This is a genomic window from Gimesia maris (assembly GCF_008298035.1).
Classification (GTDB): domain Bacteria; phylum Planctomycetota; class Planctomycetia; order Planctomycetales; family Planctomycetaceae; genus Gimesia; species Gimesia maris.
The window spans coordinates 4,367,154-4,379,434 of record NZ_CP042910.1 but is presented as its reverse complement, the minus strand read 5'-3'; the positions used below and the strand labels follow the sequence as shown (position 1 = coordinate 4,379,434).

The 12,281-nt window shown below is 49.4% G+C and carries 9 protein-coding genes; 1 reads left to right on the top strand and 8 read right to left on the bottom strand.

Annotated features, from left to right (window positions below; all coding sequences use genetic code 11):
* Positions 1-7: 7 nt before the first annotated feature.
* The 8 genes from GmarT_RS16030 to GmarT_RS15995 are packed head-to-tail and all read right to left on the bottom strand — an operon-like array spanning position 8 to position 10,166.
* Positions 8-1,417 carry a glycosyltransferase family protein gene (locus tag GmarT_RS16030; protein WP_002648010.1) on the bottom strand — a complete coding sequence of 470 codons (1,410 nt, stop codon included), beginning with the start codon at positions 1,415-1,417 and terminating at the stop codon, positions 8-10.
* A gap of 28 nt (positions 1,418-1,445) precedes the next feature.
* A complete protein-coding gene (locus GmarT_RS16025; protein WP_002648011.1) occupies positions 1,446-2,183 on the bottom strand; it encodes a polysaccharide deacetylase family protein in 738 nt (245 codons plus the stop codon).
* Between the two features lie 11 nt (positions 2,184-2,194).
* The gene (locus GmarT_RS16020) at positions 2,195-3,496 is read right to left on the bottom strand and encodes a glycosyltransferase (RefSeq protein WP_002648012.1); all 1,302 of its coding nucleotides are present in this window, start codon (positions 3,494-3,496) and stop codon (positions 2,195-2,197) included.
* Positions 3,496-4,755 (bottom strand): GNAT family N-acetyltransferase, encoded by a 1,260-nt coding sequence (locus tag GmarT_RS16015; protein ID WP_002648013.1) that lies wholly within the window; start codon positions 4,753-4,755, stop codon positions 3,496-3,498. Before GmarT_RS16015 ends, GmarT_RS16020 begins: the two co-directional genes overlap by 1 nt.
* Positions 4,756-4,760: 5 nt before the next feature.
* On the bottom strand, positions 4,761-5,909 hold the full coding sequence (locus GmarT_RS16010) for a glycosyltransferase (protein WP_002648014.1): 1,149 nt from the start codon (positions 5,907-5,909) through the stop codon (positions 4,761-4,763).
* Between the two features lie 26 nt (positions 5,910-5,935).
* Positions 5,936-7,108 (bottom strand): GNAT family N-acetyltransferase, encoded by a 1,173-nt coding sequence (locus GmarT_RS16005; RefSeq protein WP_002648015.1) that lies wholly within the window; start codon positions 7,106-7,108, stop codon positions 5,936-5,938.
* Positions 7,109-7,142: 34 nt separating this feature from the next.
* Positions 7,143-8,651 carry an oligosaccharide flippase family protein gene (locus tag GmarT_RS16000; RefSeq protein ID WP_002648016.1) on the bottom strand — a complete coding sequence of 503 codons (1,509 nt, stop codon included), beginning with the start codon at positions 8,649-8,651 and terminating at the stop codon, positions 7,143-7,145.
* Positions 8,652-8,687: 36 nt separating this feature from the next.
* Positions 8,688-10,166: an O-antigen ligase family protein gene (locus tag GmarT_RS15995; protein WP_002648017.1), complete on the bottom strand. Its 1,479-nt coding sequence runs from the start codon at positions 10,164-10,166 to the stop codon at positions 8,688-8,690.
* 332 nt (positions 10,167-10,498) lie between these two features.
* On the opposite strand from GmarT_RS15995, the gene GmarT_RS15990 reads away from it, so the two are divergent.
* The gene (locus GmarT_RS15990; protein WP_002648018.1) at positions 10,499-12,277 is read left to right on the top strand and encodes an ABC-F family ATP-binding cassette domain-containing protein; all 1,779 of its coding nucleotides are present in this window, start codon (positions 10,499-10,501) and stop codon (positions 12,275-12,277) included.
* Positions 12,278-12,281: the final 4 nt, after the last annotated feature.

The following is a 12,281-nucleotide window of genomic DNA, read 5'->3' as shown; positions in this document are numbered from 1 at the left end:
TCTTGGATCAGACGGTATTGTTTACCAGTTGATTCAACAGGTCTGCCAGTTGCCCCGCCTGGTATTCCCGCTTGAACTGATCTATCTGTTCCGGTTGAGAGATGCAGGCATCATGTGTTTCTGTGAGTCGTTCTGTTAACCAGGTTGCCATGCCGGCAATATTGTCTGCACGGAAATTGGATGCGGGCCAGAAACTGCCAAGGATCTCTGCGGTTTCACCTGCAGGAGTAATCGACAATATTTCCCGTTGAATCGCCAGGTATTCGAACAGTTTGGCGGGAGCAACCCGGTCGGCACCTTCGACATCACTGAGCAACAGGCACAGGGCGTCAGCGTTTGCCATTTTTTTCAAAGCTTCATGATGCGCACAGTATTCTTCAGTAAGCAAAGTGCATGCAGTCTGTCTGATCCGTTCGAGTAGTGCCTGTTGTTCCGGTGTTTTTCTGCCAATGAACTGCAGTTCCAGATTTTTCAGGATCTCAGGCTGTGATTGATGAACGGCTTCGATTGCGTGAATGAGTGGTTCGACCGTTGTCAGATTCCAAAGTGTTCCTGTATAGACGATCCGGAATCGTTTCTGCGCTGCAGGGTGATGTGTTTTCTGCAGAGGCTGATCCAGATGATCAAAGTCATCCATGTCGAAGCCGTTGTAGATGCATCTGGCAACGGCGTCAGTTCCGAACTGGTGTGCGCGGTCAAGCAGCCTTTGAGTGCTGGCTTTGGTTGTCGCAACGATGGCATCCGCCTGCTGCATGACCGATTTCTGTAAGCGGGTCTGGATCAGATGTGAAATTCGGTCCTGTTGATGATTTTCCAGGTACTTGCTGCTCAGGTCCCATTCGTCCCTGAAATCGACGATCAGAGGCAGCCCCGAGATGCGTTTCAGTTTGCTGGCGAGAATCAGATTGGAGTAGGGGGGCGCCGTCGCCAGTATGGCATCGTGAGGCATTTCGTTCAGCAGTTTTTTTCCCGCTTTGAGTGCATTGGGGTACCAGAGGATTTGAGAATCGGGTTGAAGTAATAACCCTGCAGCTGATCTGGCGATCTTACGGCAGCCAGACTTCATAGATGACAGCAGACTGGTTGACTGATGATGCTGTTTTTTGCTGGCCATGTTCTGTTTGAGAGAGTAATCTGGTTCCCAGGTTCGGGCTTTGACCAGATTTGTTTCTTCCGGAATATCGACCAGCAGACTGTTGTCGAATACAGGGACAGAGGGGTTGGCTGCCATCAGCACACTCACGTCCCAGCCGAATTGACGCAGGTATTTGACGAATTTTACCGGACGTTGTACGCCCGCACCGCCGACCGGTGGAAAGTGATAGCTGACCAGCAGCAGTCGTTTTCGCGTCCCTTCCGAAGATATATGATCCCGGGAGTCAGAGGATTCTGTTGGACGAGAGATAATCGTGGACATGGTGTCGTGGTTCCTTCAATATTATAAATCAGGCGCAGGCCTGCTGTGTTCGCGTTGAGTGCTGTGTTTTATTTTCAATCCAATGACTGACTGTGTGAGACTGAAGGCGGGTGTGCTGGCATTCAGAGAGCTGGCGGACTGCTTCAATCGCGTAGGGATGGTTGTCATGCATCAGGCAGAAATTTCCAGAAACGGGATGATAGTTCTGACACCAGTCGATCATTTCAGACTGGTCATTCATCAGATAATCGCGAGGATCGATGTCCCAGAGCACCACCGTGCGTCGTTGCCGCCAGAGTCCCAGCAGTTTACCGAGGTTCAGTTTGCCTTTCGGCGGTCGTACCAGCTTCACTTTTTTGCCTGTGAGCTGCTCCAGTATCTGATCGGTCTGCTCAATTTCTTCAAGAAAGTTGCGGGTGGATGTTTGTGCCGGTTCGGAATGTGTCAATGTATGGTTTCCGAGTTCATGACCTTCCTGGACGATTCGTTCAATCAGATGAGGATATTGCCGGGCTTTTTCACCGATGACAAAAAACGTGGCCTGTTGCTGATATTTCTGTAATACGTCCAGCAGAAGTGGCGTGTGTTCCGGGTGGGGGCCATCATCAAAAGTGAAGGCTATCTCTTTGAGTGGCCCGGTGTCAGCAGTGCAGCAGTTGGCATGAGCTTCCGAGTCGATGTGGCTGACAGCGCCATGCACCAGATACAGTTTCGGCGGAATCACTGCGGGAATCGCTTTCTTGACGAATTGACGAATGATATTCATGGCGGCTGTTTTCAGGTCTGTTGTTTTGTTTTTTTGTCTTTTCGCTGATAAGACGATCGTGTTTTCTGTTGTCCGGTCAGGCCAGCTGTATAACGTGTACTGCAGTCAGACAGAATCTGGCTGATCTGTAATGACGACTCCTGCCATGACATCGGTTCAAAACTCCGCCGATCAGCAGGAGTCGTTGATTCCAGCATTTCAGCGAGAGCCACAGCCAGTTCACTTGAATTGTCAGCTGTCACCAGTCGATCACAGGTGGGATCTGCAATTTCGGGAATTCCACCCACACGACTGGCAACAAATGGTTTCCCGCAGGAAATGGCTTCCAGGAGAACGTTGGGAATCCCTTCAGACAGGCTGGGTAATGCGATAACGTCAGCTGCACGATACCAGTCCACCAGCCGATGTTGCTGTTGTGATCCCTTTAACTGGAAGAATTCTCCCAATCCGGTTTGTTCTGTTTTTTGTAATAAAGCTGATTCCAGAGAACCATCACCTAAAACATAGCACGTAAAACGAGTGCCCACTTTACTTATTTTCTCGCAGGCCTGCAGGAGAACAGAGTGTCCCTTGACCGGTTCCAGGCGTCCGACGCTGACTATGATTTTTCGTTCCAGGGGAAGTCCCAGTCGTTCGCGGGCGGCTCGCTGATCCCCGGGACTGAACAGGTCCCGATTAACACCGCGGTAGACGGTATGAATTTTCTCCGGATGTACATACAGGTTTTTCACCGCATTCTGGATATCATTGCTGACAGTAATTACGCCATCTGCCTGCTGGAGCACGTTTTGAATGACACGTTTTCGATTCCGATTTTGTGTGAGCAGCAGCACATCACTGCCTCCGGTCATAACGACGACGGGAATTCCATGTTCTTGAGCCGCTTTGACGGCAACTTCTCCATCAGGGTGTAACCAGTAGGACAGGATGATGTCAGGCTGGAAACGGGAGATGGTTCGCTGCAGGCACTGGTGGAGAGACCATGACAGAAACTGTCCATAATGCTGGTGAAGTATCTTCGGAGGGTAGTAGAATCGCGGATATTCCACGCTGAGCTGGCTCAAGTATTCAACGGGCATCCAGTTCCGATCCATCCGTGATTTGTTTTTGAGTCTATGCGAAATCTCATCAATCCAGGAGACCGGTGTGATGACATGTACGCGGTGTGTCTGCGACAGGGATTCAATCATCGATTTGTTGAACGTACCTTTCCCGGGATGCAACGGGTTAGGAAACACGTTTGAAAGAAACAGGATTTTCATGGCAGGCCTGACCTCAGTAGTTAATTCTTCGTGGTGTTTTCGCTTTTTCATCAGCGGCTGCCCAGCTTTCGATACCGTACCAGATGACGCAACGCGGTATACAAGCCGGTCCTTTTCAGGACCTTTCTGGACAACTGGTCAATCCAGCAGGATGCTTTCAGATAACTGAGTAGACTTTTATTTCTTAAAGATGATGGAAACAGCAATACGGAGCGACTCTGCGTTATTTCAGAGCTGTAGCGTTGCTTGTATTCCGCATCACCGATTCCAAAATCGAAAGTGCGAGGAGTGTCATACGTAATCAGGTCCTCAAGGATCAGCAGCAGTAAGGTTTCCCCGGGGGAGATACTGGCATAGTCCAGATCAAATCCAAATTCCCGATCATGGTAAATTCCTTGGTGTTGAATACCGATTTTGAATGCGACTGGCTGGTCCTGATCCATCAGAAGATAGGAACGTAATGAGTCGTTGATCGCAAAAAACAGCAGTTCTTCGATTTCTTTTGCACTGTTTTTTACTCGCAGCCCCAGACGCTGAGTCTGCCAGGTATTCTTTGATATTTGGTGTGCTGCATCAAGGAAATCAGCGACCTGGTCCGGACGCGTAATACGGACCAGTTTCAAATGAGAATTATCTCGTATTAATTTGCGATGTTTTCGTCGCGATTTGGAACGAAACTGGTTCCAGTAATCCAGTGGGATTTCCGGAAACTGAATCAGACAGCGTGATTGAAAACCTGTATGGGAATAGGTTAAGCAATGAGAAGACAGTTGAATCAGTGATTGATTGAGTGGTTCATCAATCAGAATATCTTCTAACAGCAGATATCTGCCTGCAGTTTGACCACAGAATGATAGAGTCGCTTCCAGGATGAAATTCTGAAAGCCGTGATCGTACTGATAGTCTTTCGCAATCAGAAATCGTTTGCCAGACAGGAAGTAGCCGTGTAATTGTCTGGCAGGACCGAGCCCCCGCAGTTTTTTAGTACTGATTGATTTCGGGAGAAGAATTCCTGCTGCCACAGGTTTGTTTCCCTGTCGACACAAAATCAGGTGGCCGTTTACTGCAGACTGATTCTTCTGCAGCAGGGAAGAAATGCTTAGAATGTGATCGGGGTGCTGTTCGAGATCGGAATGGGGATCGTTCTGAAACAATTCCCTCCAGTTCTGATACGGTTCAGATACGGTTGTGAACTGTTCGGGATTCAGAGGATAGCTGCGAATCTGCAGTGATTCAAATCCATTCTGATCCTGTTCTGGCTGAATGGTCCAGCAGGCAGTATCTTTTTTCGGAATAAAGTTTGTCTGCATAACAATTAACTTTTAAAGGAAGGTTTTAAAATATCGAGATACAGGTTTTCATAATCTTTGATCATGGTCCGGATATTAAAGTGCTGTTCCACTCGCGCACGAGCGCGTAAACCGATTTCAGCCCACTGACACTGATTCTGGCACATTTGAATCATCGCCGAAGCCAGAAAACCGGGGTTTGCGGAAGGGACCAGTAATCCTGTTGCCGGTTGTTGTACGATTTCAGGATTTCCACCCACCTGTGTCGCAACGATAGGCAAACCGACGGACATGGCTTCCAGGAGGGTGAGAGAAATTCCTTCTGTCAGTGATGAGGAGACATAGAAACCCGCTTGTGTGAGTAATTGAGGGACATCACTGCGTTCTCCCAGAAATTCAACGTGCGAATTTAGATGCAACTCTGTAGTGAGATATTCGAGTCTGGTTCGTTCGGGGCCGTCCCCCACGATGAGGAGTCGAAATTCCGGAATCTCCTGCACGACCTGCTGAACAGCATGCAGCATGGTCACAATATCTTTTTCGGGTGAGAGACGTGAAACGGTAATCGCGGTCAGTTTCTGTGCAGAGCCGGTAAAAACAAACCGGTCGACATCGATACCGTTCCAGATACGGGTTACTTTAGTGTCGTCCAGCCAGCCGATTTTCTTACAACGTTGCCCGGTATCATCCGAAACAGGAACAACGCGGTCAGCAAATCGACTGGCCATGGCAAATTGCATGCGCTCACTGAACGTCTCTCCAAACCGTCTGCCGTGCCGGGTTTGAATTGTCACCGGGATCCGGGAACGATAAGCAGCCAGGCTGCCATAAAAGTGCGGGTAGGCATTGTGAGTATGCAACAGGTCATAGTTCCTCTGGTTCAGGAAGTCAGATAACTGCCTGATCTTTGCAAGTTTTCCGCGCGCCGTCAGCGGGAACTGGAAGACCGGACAGCCGATCTGTTGAATTTCTTCGGCAGGGGCACCGGTTTCACCCAGCGCAACGAATTCCAGTTCAAACTGTTCCCTGTTGTGGTAACGGGCAAAATCAACCAGCAGACGTTCCAGGCCCCCCGTGCAGAGCGTCAGACTCAAGTGGCAGACGCGCAGCCGTTTTCCTGCAGACGAATTCTGATTCGCGACGTTCTCTGCGTTAATTGCTTCGATTGTACTCATCGTGCTTTATCCATTGAGTCAAATTATTACTGATCTGATTTGCGAATCAGGTTCATGGTCTGTTTGATTTTTCGTAATGCATTGAGTGCGGTAAACTTCCAGCGGGGACGCTGAATCTGAGCCCAGGTCAGGTAGCTGTGGTGTGTACTCATTTTCTGTTTGTGGTGACTGTTGCCTGCGAGAAAGTCGTATGCGTCGAACCCGCGCTGGAAACATTCTTCGATACACAGGTAATCAGTGATCACTCCCGGGCTGAGTTTGCCCTGATATTCCGCAGAGCCTCCCTGGTAGCAGAGCACACGATTGCGATCGATCAGAACCTGGACACATCCAATGACTGCGTCGTCAATCTTGACGCGAAAAAGTCCCATTTGTCCGGTGGGAATCAGTTTCTGGATTAATGCCTCATGAAATCGGGTAAATCGTTCGCTGGCATACGAGCCGGGCTGACCTTCTTTCTGCCAGCGGGTCTGATGCAGCGTGACTAAATCAGAGAAGATGGATTCCGCCTGTTCAATCGTTTCTGCCCATTCGGTCGTCAGATTTCCATAGGTCTTCATATTCTTGCGCAGGTTTTTGCGGGTGGAATAGCCGAAACCGGAAATCACTTCCCGTTCTTCATCGCGAATCAATTGCAGGTCGAAATAACGGCTTTCAATTTTGCGAACCGAGATCTCTGGAAATGAGAGATCCCAGTTTTCGAGCTCGATACTGTCAAAACCGTCAAAATTAAGGGAATCCCAGGTCGGGTGATCGGACAGTAATTCAAGCAGCGCCTTCATGAACGCGGACTGGTCGGCGGGTTGAATCAACAGTGAATTGTATTCCACACAGACACTGTCAGCCGCCGGTTCACCAGCGGTTCCCAGGTGCAGGGTTTTGATGGGAAGCGGGCCGTCAAACTGTTCTACACCTTCTGTTAAGAGGCAGATACCACAGGGGATCTGATCCCGAGAGGCAACCACAAAAGAATACGGCACTAAATCGCCATATTGCTCAATCCAGGTTGAAGTCCAGACTGAGGAACACATCAGAGGAACATCTTCAAATTGTGCTTCCAGCGTTTGCCAGATCTGCAGACAGTCCTGTGTCTGGTCTCTTTCACGCAAATGCAACGACAGGATACCGGAAGAAACAGAACCGGTACGGTTATCAGAATTCTGATTGATCTCTTGATTCGAACAGTGAAGGGTAGTCATTATATTATTCATCATTTTGTAGATAGTAAAAGAGTCAGGATTTGATCGATTCAGGAACAGACCGATGCAACAATACGGTTCCTTTTTCAAAAACCAGCCAGGTGCCCAGCAGAAAGACACCGCCTCCGGCGGCAACTCCTACGAGAATGGCCCAGGAATTACGGATTTCAAAAAAGTGAGGCAAGAAGTATGAGTAGCCTAACAGCGCCAGTAAGGGGGCCAGGGTCGGCGCAATGGCCGTTCGCAGCAGCTGGCTGGTCGTGATATTCAGTTTCTTCATCGCGTAAGGCAGGATGATCCCCAGCTCTGCAACAAAAATGGGAATTGCCGTTCCTAACGCGACGCCGATAAGCCCCAGAGACTGAATCAGGACCAGTGACAGGATCAGGTTGGCAATGGCTTCACTGATATAAATCAGCGATGGGATTTTGACATGTCCCATTCCGTACAGAACTGAGCGAAACGTTGAGACTGGTAAGGCAATGATGCGGGCTCCCAACAAAATCATCAGAATGTTATGGCTTTCCGGGTAACCCGTTCCGATCCAGGTATTGATCAGGGTCGTACCAAAGAAGCAGACGCCGATAAAAAATCCGGTGACAAGCAGAAAGGAAAGTGAGACACCATTCAGAACCAGCTTCTGCAATGCATGATGATCCTCGTTAGCATGCAGTTCTCCCGCGCGGGGCATAAAGACTTTACCGATTTGTGCAATCGGCATATTAATAAATTGTGTGAGTCGCAGAGCGATATAATAGGGGACGATCATGGCCGGGCTGAAAAAGATCCCGATCAGAATCGAATCAGTTGCTTCGATCAGGGTCCAGGCAATGGCATCGATAAATGCGTATCCGCTGAATGAACCGCATTCTTTGAGGATGCTCCAGTCCAGGTACCTGCGTCCAATTCGAAAGGTTTTAACCTGGCGAAACGCAAAATAGCATTGGCCTGCATTTTCAACGACAGTGACCGTAAAGAAAATCAGGGCAATGGTCAGCAGCCCCCATTCTGCTTTGAGGAACATCAAGGTCAGCGCCAGTCGCAGAAGCGCACCGGTCAAGTTGACTCCTCGTTCAATGTCGAACCGCTGGATGCCCATCAAAATACCACCAAACACACTGCCTGCCAGACCAACAAAGACATTCAGCCCCAGAATCAGAATGACCATTCTGATTTCGTATAGGGAGATTGTGCCCCAGTCACTTAAGTGGGGGGCCAGCCATGCGATGATGCCTGCCGTTAATAAAGCCAGGCTGCCCATGCAAAGATAAATTACAAAAATGACATTGGAAACGTGATTCAGACGGTTCCAATCCTGTTTGGCATGATAGTGTGCCACATAGCGACTGATGGTCTGACCAAATCCCAGGTAGAGGAGACCGGAATACCCGGCGATGGCATTAATGAAGATCCAGCTACCGTATTGCGCGTCCCCCAGGATGTGCAGGACATAGGGCATCAGGAATACGCCGATCATCAGGCTCACTCCATGATTGAGCCATGTCGCACATAAATTCGTTTTGATTGATCGACGCTGAGTCATCGTTTTACTTTCAGTGTGTTACCACTGCATTAAGTATTAATTGGCAAAAATACGTACAAAAATGAGGAACGCAATGAACAATCCCATGCTCACTCCGATCAGATAAATCACATGTTGCTTATTCCAGTAGACCAGTGGAGTCGGTCTGGCCAGACTGGCACCCGCGAGATTCAGATACGCAGCACAGACTCCGACCACCATATATGTCGGGACGACATAGCAGCGGGATAATGACATCATTCCCCCACACCAGGCAGCCAGGATCGCGGAGACATAGGGTAAGAGGCGTTCCAGTTCCCGGTTACGAAATATGGGTCTACCGTGGCTCTTACTTTGGAACTGTGCCAGGCGATACAATCCCAGCGCGGCAAAGAAGAAGCAGCCTATAAAAAATGTTCCCCCAAACAGCCCCAGTTCGGTAAATGCATGCACGAACGAATTGTGGGCGGCTAACCCGGCCAGGTCGGAATACTGGCCTTCACCGATTCCAAACAGCAGATCGGGAGATTTGAGAGCGGTCAGACCTTCTCTCCACAGCAGAATGCGATCGTGTCCGGTTCCGGAATTCAGGTCAATGTTTCCCTGTCGACCGGCGAGAACGGTGACCCCCGCCATGCCAACCACAGCGCATGCAATGGCAGCTTTTTTACCGTATTTAGGTAAGACAAAAACCATGCCTGCAATTCCGAGTGTCAACAGTCCTCCGCGGGAACGGGTATAAATCAGGCCGATTCCCAGGATGATCATGCCGACGATCCACAAAAAACGGAGCGGACTTGCCGCGGGATCATTAAAAAAGTACCAGCAGAGAACCCCGGTTGTGACAATCAAAACGGACAGGTCATTGGGATCCTGGAAGATACCCGTACCGCGCATGCGGAATACGCGTATCACTTCTCCCGCATCGGAAACGCCGTCACGGTCGCTGACATGTTTGATAAATTCAAAATCAAGAATACCCGCGTAATCAATCACGCACAGCAAAATCATGACGGACGACGAGATCGCAATCGTTTTCAGGAGTCCTTTTAAACGTTGAGGAGAGTCGATGATGCTGATCAGCAACAGGTAATACATCAACGTTTTCAGGAACATGACAGTTGATGTGCGGATGCCATAAAAATACATGTGTGATGCATGTGACAAGGCGACCGCGACCAGAACTCCGAAGACACACAGCGTGATTGGCTGCCGCTTTAACATCGGGAGTCTGACAGTTCGCTTGATTTGATCAAGGGATAAGAAAAATGATGACAGGATCAAAACTTCATAAATGGGCAGATTGGCCAGAGCCGGAATCAGCTCGGCTGGTCTCAGGAACAGGGTGATATTCACCAGCAGAAACAGAGTATAAGCGTTTTTCGAAGCCGAGGAACCGCCCATAATCGAAAGCGGAACGGGTTGCCGTCGTCTCTGCGAACCGTTTCGTGAGGGCGCAGTCTGCCCCTGTGCAGTTTCTGGTGCTGAAACTGCTTGTCGAACAGGAACAGGATGAGAATACGCTTCATTCGCCATAAATAATCAATGTGGCAGAAGTTGTCGAAGTCATGATTTCGGGTCATTTCCGGAATTGACCCTTGAATCGTCTTACAATGCGTGTTGATGCATTTTTAAAACGATAGTTCAGGAATGGGGATCGAGTGGCTGGAAATGAGTGTTTCCCGTTCATTCTCGACCAGAAAAATTGTCATAACCGGTATGAAGCGTGATTGGGTTATGTGACGAGTCGATTCGAGTTGAGAGGGCAGCACGGATGATCAATTGAATTGATTGCGCCTTCCCGTTATCTTCTGTCCTCGTGTATACGCTTAACATTGAGGTTTTCGGTTCCAGTATTGAGAAGAGTGATGGCGACCCTGATTGAAATATCAAATGTGACAAAGAGTTATGGTGCTCAGGAGCTTCTGAAAGAAGCCTCGATTGCGCTCGCGGATGAGCAGAAAATTGGGTTCATCGGCCGAAATGGTGCCGGGAAATCTACTTTGTTGAGAATCCTGCTGGAAGAAGAATCGGTCGACAGTGGACAAATTATTCGGCATCCCAATCTGCGGGTTGGTTATCTCAGGCAGCATGATCCGTTTCAGGCAGGTGAAAGTGCACTGGATTTCCTGATGCGCGACAGTGGTCAGCCCGACTGGCGCTGTGGTGCAGTCGCCGGTGAATTCGAATTGAAAGGCCGCTTTCTGAACGGTCCTGTCAAAGAGCTTTCCGGTGGCTGGCAGACCCGTGTCAAACTGGCGGCTTTATTACTGCATGAGCCGAATTTTCTGATGTTGGACGAACCAACCAACTTCCTCGACCTCCGCACGCAGCTCCTGCTGGAAGATTTTCTGAAAGATTACCGGGGTGCGGTGCTGGTGGTTTCTCACGATCGAACTTTCCTCAAGGCAATCTGCAACCAGACTCTGGAACTCAAACGAGGGAAACTGACCCTGTTTAACGGGAATGTGGATCAGTACCTGGAGAACCAGGAGATTCTAAAAGAGCGTGATGAACGCACGAATGCGACGGTTCTGGCGAAACGCCGTCAACTGGAAACATTCATCGCAAAAAATAAAGCAGGCGCGAATACCGCTTCACAAGCGCGCAGTAAAGAAAAACAGCTGGCACGGCTGACTCTGACCGAGATCGAGGGGGCAGAATCGACAGTCAACATCATCATCCCACAGACTGAGAAACGACAGGGCATTGCCTTAATTTGCGATGACCTGGCAATCGGTTATCCCAAGAATCGCGTTGCGGACAATATTAACCTGGAGATTGAGCATGGTACCCGGGCGGCGATTGTCGGTGATAACGGCCAGGGAAAAACCACCTTCCTGCGCTCCATTACCGGTTCACTCAAGCCTATAGACGGAAGTTTGAAATGGGGCTATCACTGTAATGTCGCCTGCTATGCACAACATGTTTATACGTCATTGCCTCCTGAGCAGACAATCCGTGACTACCTCGAATTAGAGTCGGCTCCCGGTACCACGAACCAGCAGATTCTGGCGGTCGCAGGCAGCTTCCTGTTCAAGGAACAGGCACTGGATAAAGCCATTAAAGTTCTCAGTGGGGGAGAACGGGCGCGTTTGTGTCTGGCGGGAATTCTGCTGGGTAACTACTCCATCTTGATTCTGGACGAACCGGGTAACCATCTCGATGTCGAAACAGTGGAAGCCTTAGGAAACGCACTGGTGAAATTTCAGGGAACGGTGATTTTTACCAGCCATGATCGCCATTTCATGAGTAAAGTCGCCACCGATGTCATTGAGGTCGTAAATGGTACCGTAAAGAGCTATGAAGGCGATTACGATGCCTATCTTTATCGTGTTAAGAAAGAAGTGGCTGAGGGGCATCGTGAGCAGAATCAGGCTTCGATTGCCAAACAGGAAGAGAAAAACGCAGCCCCCCGTGAAAAAGGTTTAGGCGGCAAAATCAAAAATGCACGGAAAGAACTCTCTGCCATTGAACGCAAAATTGCCCAACTCGACGAGCAGCGGAACGAGATCAACAAGAAATTCCTGAAAGCAACAAGCCCGGAACAGGCACAGGAACTCCATGACGAAATGCAGCCCCTGGTCGAAGAGATCGGAGAACTGGAAATTCGCTGGATGGAGCTTTATGAATTTCTGGAACAGTAAGCGA

What these genes read in the sequence shown, in the direction of transcription:
- GmarT_RS16015 (WP_002648013.1), bottom strand. Translation starts at nt 4,755, where the DNA reads ATGCAGACAAACTTTATTCCGAAAAAAGATACTGCCTGCTGGACCATT.
- GmarT_RS16005 (WP_002648015.1), bottom strand. Translation starts at nt 7,108, where the DNA reads ATGACTACCCTTCACTGTTCGAATCAAGAGATCAATCAGAATTCTGAT.
- GmarT_RS15990 (WP_002648018.1), top strand. Translation starts at nt 10,499, where the DNA reads ATGGCGACCCTGATTGAAATATCAAATGTGACAAAGAGTTATGGTGCT.
- GmarT_RS16010 (WP_002648014.1), bottom strand. Translation starts at nt 5,909, where the DNA reads ATGAGTACAATCGAAGCAATTAACGCAGAGAACGTCGCGAATCAGAAT.
- GmarT_RS16020 (WP_002648012.1), bottom strand. Translation starts at nt 3,496, where the DNA reads ATGAAAAAGCGAAAACACCACGAAGAATTAACTACTGAGGTCAGGCCT.
- GmarT_RS15995 (WP_002648017.1), bottom strand. Translation starts at nt 10,166, where the DNA reads ATGGCGAATGAAGCGTATTCTCATCCTGTTCCTGTTCGACAAGCAGTT.
- GmarT_RS16030 (WP_002648010.1), bottom strand. Translation starts at nt 1,417, where the DNA reads ATGTCCACGATTATCTCTCGTCCAACAGAATCCTCTGACTCCCGGGAT.
- GmarT_RS16000 (WP_002648016.1), bottom strand. Translation starts at nt 8,651, where the DNA reads ATGACTCAGCGTCGATCAATCAAAACGAATTTATGTGCGACATGGCTC.
- GmarT_RS16025 (WP_002648011.1), bottom strand. Translation starts at nt 2,183, where the DNA reads ATGAATATCATTCGTCAATTCGTCAAGAAAGCGATTCCCGCAGTGATT.